Genomic DNA, 14,932 nt, shown 5'->3' with positions numbered 1-14,932 from the left:
GCGCGCCCACCGTTTCGATGGCAACGCGTGCCCATTCACCCTTGCTGACCGCAGGCGCGCAGACGCCGGAACCGTCGCGCGCTGTGCTGGGCGCCGTCGTTGCGGCAGCCCTTCTGTCGGGCGCATTGATCTTCCTGCTGCTGGGCAGTGCCGCGCTTGCCGTCGGCTTCGCCTGCGGCGCGGCGGCCGTCGGGGCGCTGTTCCTGTTTTCGCGCGCGAACGTCGCCGTCACGCCGGTCGAGCGCTCGGTGCAGGACTGGGCATTGACCCGCGCCGCGATCGAAAGCGATTCGGTTGCCGTGGCCGTCACCGACCGGGAAGGCCGGCTCGTCTGCGCGAACGAGCTTTACGGGGCCTGGTTTCAGGGTTTCCGCGCGCCGGGCGAGTTGTGGCTGCCCAACAGCGCCACCGCACCTCTGTTGGCTGTCGAACAGGCGGCCTGGCGCGACGGCTCGGCTTCGATCGCGCGATTGCAGCGCGAAGCGGGGCAGCTTTGTGTCGAGGTGGCGCGATCCGGCGCCGGCGAAAACCATCTCGTCTGGCGGTTCCGTCCGGTCTCCAGCGTCGATCTGGTCAACGACGCGCGGCGGCTGATCGCGTCCACGGCCGGAGAGCGGCTGGGCGAGGCCGGCATCATGGGCGTGCTGATCGGCGCCGACGCGCGCATCCGCGCTGGCAACCGTGCGTTCGCGCTTCGCGCCACCGGATCGGCCGAAGCCGCGATCGAAGGCCGCGATCTCGCGACTATGCTGACGATCGACAAGAACGGCCTGATCCGCTTCGAGCGCGAGGGCCCGACCGGCGGGCCGGTGCGGCTGCTCCAGGTCCCGCTCGATCCGGACGAGCGCGGCGGATCGACGCTCGTCTTCCTGATCGATGACGACGGCGCACCGCGCCTCGGCGAAGGCAGCGCCTCGAGCCATATCCAGACCCTGCTGTCGATGCTGCCGCTGGGGTTCGCGCTTGCCGACCGCGACGGACGGCTGCTGTTCCTGAACGAGGCGTTCGCGCGTGCGGCCGGGCTCGAGCCCGGCGCGCACCCGGTCTATCCGGGCGACCTGGTGGTGCGCGAGGACAAGGCCGCGGTCGCCGACACGGTGCGCCGCTTCGCCTCCGGCCCGCCGATGTCCGGCGACATCGCGGTGCGGCTGCAGGCACGGCCCGACGAGCCGATCGCCCTGTCGATCGCCGGCGCGCGCGGGCTGGGCGAGGCGGCGGTGTTGCTGTCGCTGAAGGACAATGCCGAGGAATCGAAGCTGAAGCGCCAGGTCGCGCAGGCGACCAAGATGCAGGCGGTCGGCCAACTCGCCGGCGGCGTCGCGCACGACTTCAACAACATCCTGACCGCGATCATCGGGCACTGCGATCTGATGCTGATGCGCCACACGCCAGGCGACAGCGACTATGACGACATCCAGCAGATCCGCGCCAACTCGAACCGCGCCGCGAGCCTGACGCGGCAGCTGCTCGCTTTCTCGCGCCAGCAGACGCTGCGGCCGCAATTGCTTCAGTTGCCCGACGTCGTCTCGGAGGTGTTCAACCTGCTGAAACGCCTGCTGGGCGAGACGGTGACGCTGAACGTCAAGCACGGGCGCAATCTCGGACCCGTCCGCGCCGATCCCGGGCAGCTCGAACAGGTGATCGTCAACCTGGCCGTCAATGCGCGGGACGCGATGCCGGACGGCGGCACGCTCACGCTCCAGACCTTCGCCGTCTCCGCTGCCGAAGTGCGGCGGATGAAAAGCGACATCATGCCGAGCATCGACTATACCGCGCTCAGCATCACCGACACGGGCACCGGCATCCCGCCCGACCTGCTGCCGAAGATCTTCGAACCCTTCTTCACGACCAAGGAAGTGGGCAAGGGCACCGGCCTTGGCCTTTCGACCGTTTACGGCATCGTCAAGCAATCGAACGGCTTCATCTTCGCCGATTCAGCGGTCGGGGAGGGGACCAGCTTCGTCATCTATCTGCCGGTCTACAAGGCGGAGACCAAGACCGAGGCGGCACCGGTTCAGCCGAAGGAGCGCCCGGCCGAGCTCTGGGGCAGCGGCACCATCCTGCTGGTGGAGGACGAAGCGATGGTCCGCGCCGTCGCCGAGCGGGCGCTCACTCGCCAGGGCTACAAGGTCGTGACCGCCGGCAATGGCGAGGAAGCGCTCGAATGCCTCGAGGCAGGCGAGACCTTCGACCTGCTGATTTCGGACGTGGTCATGCCGACGATGGATGGTCCCACGCTCGTCCGCCACGCGCGCGTGAAATATCCCGACCTGCCGATCCTTTTCATGTCCGGCTATGCCGAGGAGCAATTGCGCAAGTCGATCGATATCGAGCGCGTGGCGTTCCTGCCCAAGCCCTTTTCGGTGCAGCAGCTGGCCGAGGCCGCGCGGACCGCTTTGGCGGCGAAATGATTTTTCTTTGCGCTGAACCGTTTGCCGTTATATCCGCCGCGCAATGAGCGCAGGGCCCTCGATCCTCGTCGTCGAAGACGAGCCATTGATTTCGATGATGCTTGAGGATTTCCTCGACGCGCTCGGCTATCGCCTGGCGGGCGCGGTCGACGGCGTCTCCGAAGCGATGCGGCATGTGGAAGCGGGCGGCTTCGACGCGGCGCTGCTGGACGTGAACCTGCGCGACGGCGAGACGTCATGGCCGATCGCCGACGCGCTCAGCCAGCGCGGTCATCCGTTCGTGCTCGCCACAGGCGGCGGCAACGACAGCGTTCCCGAACGCCACGCCGGCGTTCCGGTGCTCAGCAAGCCTTATACGCTGGACGGCGTGCGCGAAGCGTTCGAATCGCTTCTGAACGGCTGAGCCGGCACGCGATGGGCGGCATCGCGGACCAGCTGCTGGACGAGCTCAGAGCCGCCGCCGATCCCTCCCGCGCACCGGCGATGCAGGCCTATATGAAATCGGCGATGCCCTATCTGGGCGTCCCGACCATGCCCCTGCGGGCTGCGTGCAAGCGCGTGTTCGACGGCCTCGGCTATCCGTCGGCCGAGGCATGGCGTGCCGATGTGATGACCCTGTGGCGCGGCGCGCGCTTTCGCGAGCAGCGTTATGCGGCGATCGAGCTCACCGGCATCGCAGCGGCGCGCCCGTTCCAGCGCATCGATTCGCTCGCGATGTATGAGGAAATGGTGCTGACCGGCGCCTGGTGGGACTTTATCGACCCGATCGCGACGCAGCGGCTCTGGGCCATCCTCCGGAACGATCCGGCGCCGATGAAGCAGGCCATGCTGGACTGGGCGCAAGGCCCCGACCTCTGGAAGCGGCGCAGCGCCATCCTGTGCCAGCTGCACGCAAGAGCCGCGACCGACCTGGAGCTGCTTCACGCCTGCATCGAGCCGTCGCTCGATTCGCGCGAATTCTTCCTCCGCAAGGCGATCGGCTGGGCCTTGCGGCAATATGCGCGAACCGATCCGGCCTGGGTCCGCCGCTACGTTTCGGCGCATGGCGATCGCCTCAGCAACCTCAGCAAGAGGGAGGCGCTGAAGCGGATCGGGGCAGCGGAGCCTGCGTAAAAGTTCCGCTCTTGTTCCATTGGAACAAATAGGATACGACGCTCTTGCGTTGAACGCGTTTGGCGTTCCGCTTAGGGAGGTTTTGCATGGCGGCGCAGCTCAAGATCGTCGATTCCGACAAGACGGGGAATATGGACAGGCAAAAGGCTCTCGAAGCGGCTTTGGCGCAGATCGATCGCGCGTTCGGCAAGGGCTCGGCAATGAAGCTCGGCAGCCGCGAGGCGATGCAGGTGGAGGCGATCTCGACGGGATCGCTGGGACTGGACATCGCGCTGGGCGTCGGCGGCTTGCCGCGCGGCCGCGTGATCGAGGTGTACGGCCCCGAATCGTCGGGCAAGACGACGCTTGCGCTCCACGTGATTGCCGAAGCGCAGCGCAACGGCGGCACGGCCGCATTCGTCGATGCCGAGCACGCGCTCGATCCGGTCTATGCGAAGAAGCTGGGCGTCGACATCGACGAGCTGATCGTGTCGCAGCCCGATACCGGCGAGCAGGCGCTTGAAATCACCGACACGCTGGTGCGCTCGAACGCGATCGACGTGCTGGTGGTCGATTCGGTCGCCGCCCTGGTGCCGCGCGCCGAGATCGAGGGCGAGATGGGCGACAGCCATGTCGGCCTCCAGGCTCGCCTGATGTCGCAGAGCTTGCGCAAGCTGACCGGCTCGATCAGCCGCTCGCGCTGCATGGTGATCTTCATCAACCAGCTGCGCATGAAGATCGGCGTGATGTACGGCAATCCGGAAACCACGACCGGCGGCAACGCGCTCAAATTCTACGCGTCGGTCCGCCTCGACATCCGCCGCACCGGCCAGATCAAGGATCGCGACGATATCGTCGGCAACACGACGCGCGTGAAGGTCGTGAAGAACAAGGTCGCGCCGCCGTTCAAGCAGGTCGAATTCGACATCATGTATGGCGAGGGCATCTCGAAGATCGGCGAGATCCTTGACCTGGGCGTCAAGGCCGGGCTGGTCGAAAAATCGGGCGCCTGGTTCAGCTACGATTCGATCCGCATCGGCCAGGGCCGCGAGAACGCGAAACAATATCTACGCGACAATCCCGAGCTCGCCGACCGCCTCGAACGAGCCATCCGCGGCAAGACCGACGACGTCGCCGAAGCCCTGATGGTCAATCCCGGCGCCGAAGACGACGATCTGTGACGCATAGAGGCGCGCTCGGCGCGCCTCAATTTTGGTCTCGCACGAAGAGCACGAAGAACACAAAGGCGCGCTCTTCTCTTTGTGTGCTTCGTGCTCTTCGTGCGAGCTAAAGATCAGTTCCCGCTTGTGCAGAAGTGCGACTAGAATAGCGCAAAAGGGGAGCGCCATGCCGATTATCGTCCATCACCTCGAGAACAGCCGTTCGCAGCGGATCCTCTGGATGCTGGAGGAGCTGGCGCTTCCCTATGAGGTGAAGCGCTACGAGCGGAATGCGAAGACGATGCTCGCGCCGCCCGAGCTCAAGCAGGTGCACCCGCTCGGCAAGTCGCCGGTGATCCAGGACGGCGACACCGTGGTCGCGGAGACCGGCGCGATCATCGAGTATCTGGTCGAAAAGGCGGACGGGAAACTCGGGCCGCCGCCGCACCGGGAGGCGATCCTACGCTATCGCTTCTATCTCCATTATGCGGAGGGCTCGCTGATGCCGCCGCTGCTGGTGAAATTGGTGCTGAGCCGCGTGCCGGTGTTCGGCAAAGCCGCGCAGAAGCGCATCCAGCCGATGATCGACAATCACCTGAGCTTCGTCGAGCGCGAGCTGGCCGGCCGCGAATGGTTCGTCGGCGACGATCTGACCGCGGCGGACATCATGATGAGCTTCCCGCTCGAAGCCGCCCGCCAGCGCGCCGGGCTCGATGCGTCGCGGCCGAACACGATCGCCTGGCTCGACCGCATCCACGCACGGCCGGCTTACCAGCGGGCTCTCGAACGCGGCGGCCCTTACGCCTATGCCTGAAGCGGGGGCCGACCCCGCTCTTGTCGCTGCCTGGCTTGCAGCCCGCTCGGTCAGCCGCGGCCTCCCGCTTCCGGTTCCCGATCATGGCGGCCTTCGGGTCGATACCCGCAGCGATACCGAATCCCGCCGCTACGTCTTCGCGAAACCGGCCCCCGGCCTCGCCGAGCTGGGCCGCTCCGTCACCGATCCGCTGGTCGTGCTGAAGCTTTGCGCGTCGCCCGACGCCATGGCGACTCTGCTTTCGCCTCGTTGGGTCGTCGAGCAGACCGGAAACCTGATGATGTGCGCCCGGCCCATGCCGCCCCGGCCGCTCCCGGACGGCTACCGTCTCGGCTTGCGGCGGGAAGACGGCGCCATCCGTTGCTCTATCTCGGCGGATGACGGCTCGCCTGCCGCATCCGGGCATGCCGTCGAGCGGGACGGCGTGTTCGCATTCGATCGCATCGTCACAGAGGCGGCGCACCGGCGTCGCGGCCTTGGTGCAGCCCTGATGGTTGCGCTGGCTGGTGCGCGGGCCGATTCCACCAGCCGCTTCGTGCTGGTGGCGACGCCAGAGGGACGTGCGCTTTACGAATCGCTCGGCTGGCGTGCGCACTCGCCGTATTCCACGGCGCGGCTGCGCTAACGCCGCTCGGCGAGCGCGAGTTGCACGGCCAGGCCGCCGAGCAATGTCGCCGCGAGCCAGCGCGCCCCGCGCGTGATCCACGGGATTTGCCCCAGCCGCCCCGCCGCGCCGGCCGCGCCGACGCCGATCACGGCATTCACCAGCGTTCCCACCACGTCGAACCACAGGCCAAGGCAGAGGATCTGCAGCGCCGGCGCCCGCGCGGCCGGATCGACGAATTGCGGCAGGAAGGCGAGGAAGAACAGCGCGACCTTCGGATTGGTCAGATTGACCAGCACGGCCGACCGGAACAGCCGCCGCGTCGGCACGGGGCCTGCATCGGCCCCGCCGCTGCCCCGCACCAGCCCGACAGCGACGTAGAGCAGATAGGCCGCACCGATCAGCTTCAGCGCATCGAACAGCGTCTGCGACGCCATCAGGACTGCCGACAGTCCCAGTACGGCCGCGAGGATATGCCCGAAGGTCCCGACGCCGACCCCAAGCGCGGCGACCACGCCCGCTTTCCGCCCGCCGCGCGCGCCGGCCGCGATCACGAAGGTCATGTCGGCGCCCGGGACGATGTTCAGCGCCAGGCCGGCGAGGGCGAATGCGGCGAAGCGCGGCCAGTCCGGCAGCAATTCGTAGCCGCCGAACCCGAGCATCTCAGCCCCAATTCTCCGCAGGCGGCTTGTCGGTGCGGCCCGAAGGAGCGGGCGCCGGTTCGATCTCCGGCGGCGCCTCCGGATCGAGCTCGCCTTCCCAGCGCGCGACCACCACGCTCGCCACCGCATTGCCGACCACGTTGGTGGCGGAGCGGCCCATGTCGAGGAAATGGTCGATCGCCAAGATCAGCAGCAGGCCGGCTTCGGGCAGGTTGAATTGCGACAGCGTCGCCGCGATCACGACCAGGCTGGCGCGCGGCACGCCGGCGATGCCCTTAGACGTGATCATCAGCGTCAGCAGCATCGCAATCTGCGTGCCCAGATCGAGCTGGATGCCGTACGCCTGCGCGATGAACAGCGACGCGAACGTCATGTACATCATCGATCCGTCGAGGTTGAACGAGTAGCCCAAGGGCAGCACGAAGCTGGAGATGCGCGGCGGCGCGCCGAACCGGTCGAGCGCTTCGAGGGTGCGGGGGAAGGCGGCTTCCGAGGAGGCGGTCGAGAAGGCGACGAGAATCGGCTCGCGGATATACCGGAACAGCCGGCCCGCGCGTCGCCCGATTATCAGGAAGGCGAGGAGCCCCAGGAACACCCAGAGCAGCGCGAGCCCCAGATAGACGCTGCCCATGAAGTAGGCGAGCTTGCCGATCACGCCCGGCCCCTGCTCGGCCAGCGTCGCAGCCACCGCCGCGAACACCGCGTAGGGAGCGAAACGCATCACATAGTCGGTCACGCGCAGCATGACTGAGACGAGGCCCTCGCACGCCTTCACCAGCGGCGCGGCGCGCTCGCCGACCGACGTGATCGCGACTCCGAAGAAGACGGCGAAAACGACGATCTGCAGGATCTCGTTGGTCGCCATCGCGTCGATGATCGAGGTCGGGAAGATGTGAACGATGATCTTCGCCACGTCGAAGGCGCTGCGGTCGATGCCGCTGCTTTCTGTGACCGGCGGCAGCGGCAGGTTCAGCGCCGCGCCGGGCTGCAGGATGTGCGACAGGATCAGACCCAGCGTCAGCGACATCAGGCTGGCGCTGACGAACCAGCCGACCGACTTGATGCCGACGCGCCCCAGCGCTGCGGTGTCGCCCATGTGCGCGATGCCGACGACCAGCGTGCCGAATACCAGAGGCGCGATGATCATCTTGATCATGTGCAGGAACACGGTGGTGACGATCGACAGGTATCCGGCGATCGCTTTCAGCTGCGCCTGGTCGGCGATGCTGGCGTTCAGCACCCATCCGACGATTATGCCGAGCACCAGGCCGGCGAGGATCATATAGGTCAGGCGTTTGGCCACGAAGCGGTTCCCCTCTACTCGCGCCCGTGTGAAGGCGATCCGGGCGCGGCGGTCAACCCGTTGCCGTTGACAGCGGCGCCTTCGCGCCCGACGAAAGCGAAATGAATCGCCGCCAGCTCCTCCAATCCGCCGGCCTGATTGGCCTTTCCACTCTCCTGCCGTCGATGGCCTTCGCGGCCGAGGTCGACACGTCTGATCTGAAGAAGATGACCGGCGATATCGTGCCGATCGGCCGCGAGGAGCGCGCGGGCAGGATTGCCCGCGCGCAGGAGCTGATGCGCAAGAACGGGCTTTCCGCCGTCGTGATCGAGCCCGGCTCGTCGCTGATCTACTTCACCGGCGTGCGCTGGTGGCGGAGCGAGCGGTTGACCGCGGCCGTGATCCCGGTCTCCGGCGAGCCGCTGATCGTCACGCCTTTCTTCGAACGCCCATCGGTGCAGGAAACGTTGGGCATCCCTGCGGAAATCCGCGTCTGGCAGGAAGACGAGAGCCCGACCGCGGTGATTGCGAAGTGGCTTGCCGAGCGCAAGCTGGACAAGGGGCAAATCGGGATCGAGGAAACGGTGCGCTTCTTCGCCAGCGACGGCCTGGGCAAGCTGCTGCCCGGGGTCCGTCTTGTCTCCGCCAATCCGGTCGTGCGCGGCTGCCGGATGCACAAGACGCCCGCCGAAATCGCGCTGATGCAGAAGGCTAACGACGTCACCATCGCCGCGATCCACTGGACGGCGCCGCGCATCCAGGAAGGGATGACCCGCGACCAGGTCGCCGAGATGATCGTCGCCGCCACCCAGGCGCTGGGTGGCAATGCCGACGGCGCGCTGGTGCTGTTGGGCGAAGCGGCCGCCTATCCGCACGGCTCGGGCAAGCCGCAATTCGTCCGTGAAGGCGAGGTGGTGCTGATCGATTGCGGCTGCACCGTTGACGGCTATGCGTCGGACATCAGCCGCACGCTCGTCTTCGGCAAGGTGCCGGTCGACGTGCGCCGCGTGTTCGAGACGGTTGCCGAAGGGCAGAAAGTCGCGATGCGCACTGCCCAGCTCGGCACGCCAGCCGGCAAGGTCGACGATGCCGTGCGCGCCTTTTACGAGCGCGAAGGCTATGGCCCAGGCTACAAGCTGCCTGGCCTGTCGCACCGCACCGGCCACGGCATCGGCATGGACGGGCACGAGCCCGTCAACCTCGTCCACGGCGAGACAACGCCGCTGGAGGTCGGCATGTGCTTCTCGAACGAGCCCGGCCTCTATTTCCCCGGCAAATTCGGCGTGCGGCTGGAGGATTGCTTCCACATGACGCCGGCCGGTCCGAAATTCTTCAGCGAGCCGCCGTCGAGCATCGACCAGCCGGTCTGACCATGGCGCTGCTGGTCGCGCTCGGCTTGTTCGTGGCAGCGCCCGCCGGGGAAGCGGAGCACGCCTATAGGATGGGCCGCGCCTACAAGACCGGCGACGGCGTGCCGCTCGACACCGGCAGGGCGGAGCAATGGTTCGAAAAGGCGGCGCGAGGCGGGCTGCCGAAGGGAGTGGCCGAATATGGCCTCGTCCTCTACCAGAACGGCAAGCAGCGCGATGCCGTGCCCTGGCTGCGCAAAGGCGCGGAGCGGGGAGATCGCCGCGCGCAATATCTGTTGGGCACAGTCCTGCTGAACGGCGTTTATGCGCCGATGGACGAAGCGGAAGGGCGGCAATGGCTGCAGCGCGCGGCGAAAGCGGGGCTGCCCGCAGCCGCAGAGGCGCTGGCGGTCATCGGCGCACCCCTTCCGCAGGCTCCGCAAGCTCCGGTTGCCGCGGCCAGGGGCTGGCGCGTGCAGGTCGGCGCCTTTTCCAGTCGGGCGAATGCCGACCGGCTTTGGGCGCAGCTGAAGGCCGCACCGCCGCTCGCGCCCCAATTCCGCTATGACGGCCGCGTCACTCGCCTGCAGATCGGCCCTTTCGATTCCCCTGCGCAGGCAGATGCCTTCTGCCGCAAGGTGCGAAGCGTCAGCCGAGACTGCTTCCGGATCGCCTCAGGGCAGCGCCAGAACGCGGTAAGCCGGGAAGAGTCTCCGTCGCTGCCGCACGGGAACGGAATGTGATCCTGCGCGCTGTATCGACAGCTGACGAGCTCCCTTGTTTCGGGCTTGCGGGAGAAGAAATTGGCTCGGCAATTGATGGCCAGGCCGGAACGGAAGTTCCAGGCCGACTGGCAGGACAGGCTGCTCGACGAGGCGCTGGAGGAGACGTTCCCGGCCAGCGACCCGATCAGCCCGATGTGCCCGGATTCGTTCAAGGAACCTCGTCCCGCGACGGCCGAGTGATGCCGCCGCGAGGCGCGGATGCGCCCCGGCCGCATGACGTGCAAAGGAACCGGGCCGCCGGATCCATCTCCGGCGGCCCCTGACTCTGCTCCCGATCAGGCCGTCAGGCGGCTGCCGAAACCGCGTGGGCCATGACCATGCGCGTGACCGCCCAATAGGTGTCGCCCCAGGCGGCCAGGAACTCGGGACTTGCCTCGGCGGGCATCACGTCGCGGAGAATTGCCGCCAGCCCGTCGCCGAAGGCGGAATAATGCTCGCCGTCGATGGCCATGCGCCGGTGGCGTTCCGCATGGTGCGGGACGATCGAAATCTCTCCTTGCGCGGTGATTCCGCCGGCATGGTCCAAGAGCATGTCGGCGATCGAGGCAGCCGTGACGCGGTAGCGATCCCTGGAAGGATCGAACGGCCCGCGGCGGGCCATGTGCTTGGCCATCGCCTCCTCGAACTGTCTTCGCTTGGCGATGATCGCGGGAAGGGAAGCAGCCACGGTGGCGGAGGTCTGTTGGCTGATGCTGGTTTTCATCTGTCGCTCCTGCTGGATGTGTTGAACAATGACTGCGCGGCAGTCGCTCTAGGGCATCACCCACCACAGGATGGCGGCGACCAGCCCGGCGGTTGAAAGGAGCGCCGCCAGCAGCCAGGTGCGGGGCGCGACCAGCATGTGCCCGTGGTCGCGGTGAAAGGAATCGAGCTTCTCCGCGAGCCGGTCGTCGGCAAGCATCAGGCTCAGCTCGACGGGCGGAAGATACGGGAATGTTCCGACAAGGAATGCGAGTTCGTTGTCGCTGATATCGGGATAGCGGATCAGCAGTTGCTCGACCCTGAGCGTCCGCTCGGACGGCGTACGCGACTGCGAAATCCGCGGCTGACAGGCCAGCGTTGCCATATTTTGCTCCTCAGCTGGGGCGAGTGCAGGTGCAGTGCGCAAACCGCACTCGCCGGTGACGAATAAATCCGCCTGGCATCGGAAGCATTTGGGAGAGGCAGCCTAAGCGCCGCCCGATATGTTCGGATGCCTCGCACACCGGACGTGACCGCTGGCGAAGCGCACGTCCGGCTAGTCGCCGATGATCCGCAGAGGCTCCGGATTCACTATGAAAGAACAGATCTTCATGAGTTCGATGTGGTCCTCAATGTATTGCCTTCAAGGCTTGTATTCCGTTCAGCTGAGCATCCACCAGAGAAGGCCGATCGTCATCATGACCGGCAGCGCCAGGTACACGAGCACGAACATGATCGACCTTGCGGCAGGCTCCACCCGATCGGCATGGTCGTACCGAAATCTGTCCATCTTCGTCGAAAGCTCCGCGTCCATCGACATCAATCCGACGTCGAGGATCGGCAGATCGGGGAAGATGGCGATCAGCCGTTCCAGTTCCCGATTCCCGAGCGACGGATATCGGCGGAGCAAGGCTTCGGCTTCGGCGGCGGCGTGTGACAGGGGATGCGTACGTGGCGCAGGCTGGCTGGCCATTTTCTTTTCCTTCCGCGGCGAGGCGGCGCCGGAGCGACGCCTGGCATGTGATGAGCATGATGGTCGCCGGGCCGTCGGCCGCGATTGCGGGGCCGAAGACCAATAGGCCGGACGCGTACGCTGGCGAAGCGCGCGTCCGGCTAGCCGCCGATTTTCAGGCGCTGCGGCTCACAAGGCGAAGGAAAACTGCGGGTCATGCAAGCAATATGGCCGGCGAACCTAGAAAAACAAGCCCGGCTGAATCCACGCCAAAGACAAAAATCCAAAAACGGCATCCCACAATATCGGAAATACGCGCCTATTCTTGGAACGCGCAGCCGGTCTGCTCTGCCGGGAGCATTGGCGGCTCGCCGGAAGCTGAGAGGAATTGCAGGGAGGGAGGTGGAGGCCCGAGCCGGAATCGAACCGGCGTGCAAGGATTTGCAGTCCTCTGCGTAACCACTCCGCCATCGGGCCGGAGCGCGGGCATTTCCCCGTTTTCGCGCCGTTTCGCAACCCCGAAAGTTTCAGACCGTGCGCGCGGCTAGCAGCTCGGCGCTGTGCGTGGTCCGCCGCTGCCCGCGCATCTCGATCTGCTCGCGGCAGCTGAAGCCGTCGGCCAGGATCAGCGTGTCGGGCGGCAGTTTGCGGACGCGCGGCAGCAGCACGCGCTCGCCGATGGCTCGGCCGACGTCATGCGTCTCCGCCGCCATGCCGAACGCGCCGGCCATGCCGCAACAGCCCTGCGGCGGCCTTTCGACGGCGATGCCGAGCCGGTCGAGCAGCGCCTTTTCCTTGTCGAAGCCGATCACCGCGTGATGGTGACAATGAACCTGAACCAGTGCCTCGCCGCCGCGGCGCCAGGGCGGGAAGCGGTCGATCCGGTCCGCCACGAAATCGGCGAAATAGACTGCCTGTCTCGACAGGCGGTGCGCCTCGTCGCGGTCCGGGAACAGGTTCGGCAACTCGTCCTTGAACACCGAGACGCAGGCGGGTTCCAGACCGACGATCGGCGTGCCGGCGGCAATCTCGTCCTTCAGCGCCGCGAAGATGCGTTCCAGCCGCGCCCTCGCCTGGTCGAGCAATCCCCAGTCGTAGAGCGGCCGTCCGCAGCACAGCGGCATCGGCGGGATGACTGCCTCGAACCCCGCGCGCTCCAGCACCTCTGCCGCGGCGATCGCCGTTTCGGGCCGGAAATGATTGTTGAACGTATCGGGCCATAGCACCACCCGCTCGCCGCCGACCGGCATGTGCCCGCGCCGCTTGAACCAGGACCGGAAGCTCTGCCGGGCCAAGCGCGGCAGCTTCGCGCGGCGGTCGATCCCGGCGATCCATTTGCCGAGGCTGTTCCCGGCCAGCAGGTTCGCCGCGCCGGGCGCATGCGCCGCGATCCGCGCCCAGCGGTCGATCTGTCCCATCGACCAGGCGGCGCGGGGACGCAGCCGGTGCTTATAGTGGTGCGCCCGAAACTCCGCCTTCCAGGTCGCGACGTCGACCCCGACCGGACAGTCGGCCTTGCAGCCCTTGCAGGCAAGGCAGAGCGACAATGCATCGTCGACCGCGTCGCTGCTCCAGCCGTCGCGGATCACTTCGCCGCGCGTCATTTCGTGGAGCAAATGCGCGCGGCCACGCGTCGAGTGCTTCTCCTCGCCGGTCGCGAGGTACGAGGGACACATGACTTCGTCGCCGACCTGCCGCCGCCGGCACTTGCCGACGCCGACGCAGCGCGTGGTCGCGTGCGCGAACGAGCCGTGGTCGGCCGGATAGCCGAACCATGTCTCCAGCTTTGTCGGCCGATAGTCCGGGCCGAGCCGCAGGTTGGAATCGATCGGGAAGGGCTCGATTGCCTTGCCCGGATTCATCCGGTTGCCAGGGTCCCAGATTGCCTTGAATTCGCGGAAGCAGCGCAGCAGCTCCGGTCCGTACATGATTTCCAGCAGCTCGGCGCGCGCCTGGCCGTCGCCATGCTCGCCGGAAAGCGACCCGCCATAGCGGTGCACCAGCTGCGCCGCGTCGCGCATGAAGGCGCGGTAAGTCCCAAGGCCCTTGTCGCTGCCGAAATCGAAGTCGATCCGGCAATGGATCACCCCGTCGCCGAAATGGCCGTAGACGGCGGCGGTATAGCCGTGCGCGTGGAACAGCGCCTCCAGGTCGCGCAGATAGTCGCCGAGCCGGTCCGGCGGCACCGCGCTGTCTTCCCAGCCGGGCCAATGCTCCGGCTGCCCCTTCACGAACGCGGTCGCGCCGAGCGATGCCTCGCGTGCCGCCCAGACCCGCGCCTGCTCGCCCGGATCCGAGACAATGCGGCAATGGCCCTTGTGCCCGGACCGTTTCACGATTGCGCGCACCCTGGCCTCGGCATCTTCGCGCGTCTCTCCGCCGGCTTCGACCATCAGCCAGCCCTTGCCCTCGGGCAGCAGCTTGAGGCCGCCATGCCCGGCATGGGCATGCCGCACTGCGCGGAACAATTTGTCGTCGAACCCTTCGATCGCGTCCGGCCCTTCGGCAAGGATCGACGGCACCGCGTCGGCGGCCGCGAAGACATCGCCGAAGCCGAGCAGCGCCAGCGCCTTGTGCGCCGGGTGCGGCACCAGCTTCAGTGTCGCGTCGAGCGCGACGACGCAGCTCCCCTCGGTGCCGACGACCGACCGCGCGACGTTGAAGCCGCGTCCGGGCAGCAGCGCGTCCAGATTCTCATATCCCGAAACCAGCCGCGGGATTTTGGGATAACGCTCCTCGATCAGCGGCCCCCAGCGATCTCGCAGCGCCACCAGCGCGCGGTAGATGTCGCTGCGTCGGCCGCTCTCGGCCGCGATCGCCGCCAGTTCCGCCTCGTCCGTCGGCCCGAGCTCCAGCACCGCGCCGTCATAGGTCAGCACCGTCAGCCGCTCGACATTGTCGGCCGTGCGCCCGGCGGTGACCGAATGGACGCCGCAGCTGTCGTTGCCGATCATGCCGCCCAGCGTGTTGTGGTCGTGCGTCGCGGGATCGGGACCAAAGGTCAGCCCGTGCGGCGTCGCGGCATCGCGCAGCCGATCGAGGATGCAGCCGGGCTCGACCTTAGCCCGCCGGGCCGCCGGGTCGATCTCGATCACATGATGCAGGTGACGCGAGAAGTCGATCGTCACCGCCGCGTTGCA

15 protein-coding genes and 1 tRNA gene are annotated in these 14,932 nt (G+C 66.9%); 9 read left to right on the top strand and 7 right to left on the bottom strand.

Features of this window, described 5'->3' with window-relative positions; translation table 11 throughout:
* Positions 1–17: 17 nt before the first annotated feature.
* From VFT73_RS00305 to VFT73_RS00280, 6 genes are all read left to right on the top strand, one after another.
* A complete protein-coding gene (locus VFT73_RS00305) occupies positions 18–2,411 on the top strand; it encodes a hybrid sensor histidine kinase/response regulator (protein ID WP_326408097.1) in 2,394 nt (797 codons plus the stop codon).
* A gap of 43 nt (positions 2,412–2,454) precedes the next feature.
* Positions 2,455–2,814, top strand: a complete 360-nt coding sequence (locus VFT73_RS00300; protein WP_326408096.1) for a response regulator — start codon at positions 2,455–2,457, stop codon at positions 2,812–2,814.
* 11 nt (positions 2,815–2,825) lie between these two features.
* Positions 2,826–3,524 carry a DNA alkylation repair protein gene (locus VFT73_RS00295; RefSeq protein WP_326408095.1) on the top strand — a complete coding sequence of 233 codons (699 nt, stop codon included), beginning with the start codon at positions 2,826–2,828 and terminating at the stop codon, positions 3,522–3,524.
* Between the two features lie 86 nt (positions 3,525–3,610).
* The gene (gene recA / locus VFT73_RS00290; protein WP_326408094.1) at positions 3,611–4,684 is read left to right on the top strand and encodes a recombinase RecA; all 1,074 of its coding nucleotides are present in this window, start codon (positions 3,611–3,613) and stop codon (positions 4,682–4,684) included.
* A gap of 166 nt (positions 4,685–4,850) precedes the next feature.
* Positions 4,851–5,477, top strand: coding sequence for a glutathione S-transferase (locus VFT73_RS00285; protein ID WP_326408093.1), 627 nt, complete (start codon positions 4,851–4,853; stop codon positions 5,475–5,477).
* Positions 5,470–6,102 carry a GNAT family N-acetyltransferase gene (locus VFT73_RS00280; RefSeq protein WP_326408092.1) on the top strand — a complete coding sequence of 211 codons (633 nt, stop codon included), beginning with the start codon at positions 5,470–5,472 and terminating at the stop codon, positions 6,100–6,102. The genes VFT73_RS00285 and VFT73_RS00280 overlap by 8 nt, the downstream gene beginning before the upstream one ends.
* Here VFT73_RS00280 and VFT73_RS00275 read toward each other — a convergent pair.
* Together VFT73_RS00275 and VFT73_RS00270 are read right to left on the bottom strand one after the other, a co-directional pair.
* On the bottom strand, positions 6,099–6,743 hold the full coding sequence (locus VFT73_RS00275; protein WP_326408091.1) for a LysE family translocator: 645 nt from the start codon (positions 6,741–6,743) through the stop codon (positions 6,099–6,101). The genes VFT73_RS00280 and VFT73_RS00275 overlap by 4 nt on opposite strands.
* A 1-nt stretch (position 6,744) precedes the next feature.
* Positions 6,745–8,046: a dicarboxylate/amino acid:cation symporter gene (locus VFT73_RS00270; protein ID WP_326408090.1), complete on the bottom strand. Its 1,302-nt coding sequence runs from the start codon at positions 8,044–8,046 to the stop codon at positions 6,745–6,747.
* 101 nt (positions 8,047–8,147) lie between these two features.
* Between VFT73_RS00270 and VFT73_RS00265 the strand changes: the two genes are divergently transcribed.
* The 3 genes from VFT73_RS00265 to VFT73_RS00255 are packed head-to-tail and all read left to right on the top strand — an operon-like array spanning position 8,148 to position 10,339.
* On the top strand, positions 8,148–9,395 hold the full coding sequence (locus tag VFT73_RS00265) for a Xaa-Pro peptidase family protein (protein ID WP_326408089.1): 1,248 nt from the start codon (positions 8,148–8,150) through the stop codon (positions 9,393–9,395).
* 2 nt (positions 9,396–9,397) lie between these two features.
* A complete protein-coding gene (locus VFT73_RS00260; RefSeq protein WP_326408087.1) occupies positions 9,398–10,117 on the top strand; it encodes an SPOR domain-containing protein in 720 nt (239 codons plus the stop codon).
* A gap of 60 nt (positions 10,118–10,177) precedes the next feature.
* A complete protein-coding gene (locus VFT73_RS00255; protein WP_326408086.1) occupies positions 10,178–10,339 on the top strand; it encodes a hypothetical protein in 162 nt (53 codons plus the stop codon).
* 103 nt (positions 10,340–10,442) lie between these two features.
* On the opposite strand, the gene VFT73_RS00250 is transcribed toward VFT73_RS00255, so the two are convergent.
* The 5 genes from VFT73_RS00250 to VFT73_RS00230 form a co-directional block, all read right to left on the bottom strand.
* Positions 10,443–10,862 carry a hypothetical protein gene (locus VFT73_RS00250; RefSeq protein WP_326408085.1) on the bottom strand — a complete coding sequence of 140 codons (420 nt, stop codon included), beginning with the start codon at positions 10,860–10,862 and terminating at the stop codon, positions 10,443–10,445.
* Between the two features lie 48 nt (positions 10,863–10,910).
* The gene (locus VFT73_RS00245; protein ID WP_326408083.1) at positions 10,911–11,225 is read right to left on the bottom strand and encodes a hypothetical protein; all 315 of its coding nucleotides are present in this window, start codon (positions 11,223–11,225) and stop codon (positions 10,911–10,913) included.
* Positions 11,226–11,501: 276 nt separating this feature from the next.
* A complete protein-coding gene (locus tag VFT73_RS00240; protein ID WP_326408082.1) occupies positions 11,502–11,813 on the bottom strand; it encodes a hypothetical protein in 312 nt (103 codons plus the stop codon).
* A 382-nt stretch (positions 11,814–12,195) separates the two neighbouring features.
* Positions 12,196–12,269 (bottom strand) — tRNA-Cys (locus VFT73_RS00235).
* A gap of 50 nt (positions 12,270–12,319) precedes the next feature.
* A partial coding sequence (locus tag VFT73_RS00230; RefSeq protein WP_326408081.1) for an FAD-binding and (Fe-S)-binding domain-containing protein occupies positions 12,320–14,932 on the bottom strand: 2,613 nt, incomplete at its 5' end.

Origin of the sequence: Sphingomonas sp. (assembly GCF_035758555.1) — a bacterium.
Taxonomy (GTDB): Bacteria; Pseudomonadota; Alphaproteobacteria; order Sphingomonadales; family Sphingomonadaceae; genus Sphingomonas_B.
Note: the sequence above shows the minus strand (reverse complement) of the source record. Positions and strands in the feature narration are given on the sequence as shown.

What these genes read in the sequence shown, in the direction of transcription:
- recA (WP_326408094.1), top strand. Translation starts at nt 3,611, where the DNA reads ATGGCGGCGCAGCTCAAGATCGTCGATTCCGACAAGACGGGGAATATG.
- VFT73_RS00285 (WP_326408093.1), top strand. Translation starts at nt 4,851, where the DNA reads ATGCCGATTATCGTCCATCACCTCGAGAACAGCCGTTCGCAGCGGATC.
- VFT73_RS00300 (WP_326408096.1), top strand. Translation starts at nt 2,455, where the DNA reads ATGAGCGCAGGGCCCTCGATCCTCGTCGTCGAAGACGAGCCATTGATT.
- VFT73_RS00295 (WP_326408095.1), top strand. Translation starts at nt 2,826, where the DNA reads ATGGGCGGCATCGCGGACCAGCTGCTGGACGAGCTCAGAGCCGCCGCC.
- VFT73_RS00280 (WP_326408092.1), top strand. Translation starts at nt 5,470, where the DNA reads ATGCCTGAAGCGGGGGCCGACCCCGCTCTTGTCGCTGCCTGGCTTGCA.
- VFT73_RS00240 (WP_326408082.1), bottom strand. Translation starts at nt 11,813, where the DNA reads ATGGCCAGCCAGCCTGCGCCACGTACGCATCCCCTGTCACACGCCGCC.
- VFT73_RS00305 (WP_326408097.1), top strand. Translation starts at nt 18, where the DNA reads ATGGCAACGCGTGCCCATTCACCCTTGCTGACCGCAGGCGCGCAGACG.
- VFT73_RS00275 (WP_326408091.1), bottom strand. Translation starts at nt 6,743, where the DNA reads ATGCTCGGGTTCGGCGGCTACGAATTGCTGCCGGACTGGCCGCGCTTC.
- VFT73_RS00265 (WP_326408089.1), top strand. Translation starts at nt 8,148, where the DNA reads ATGAATCGCCGCCAGCTCCTCCAATCCGCCGGCCTGATTGGCCTTTCC.
- VFT73_RS00250 (WP_326408085.1), bottom strand. Translation starts at nt 10,862, where the DNA reads ATGAAAACCAGCATCAGCCAACAGACCTCCGCCACCGTGGCTGCTTCC.
- VFT73_RS00245 (WP_326408083.1), bottom strand. Translation starts at nt 11,225, where the DNA reads ATGGCAACGCTGGCCTGTCAGCCGCGGATTTCGCAGTCGCGTACGCCG.
- VFT73_RS00260 (WP_326408087.1), top strand. Translation starts at nt 9,398, where the DNA reads ATGGCGCTGCTGGTCGCGCTCGGCTTGTTCGTGGCAGCGCCCGCCGGG.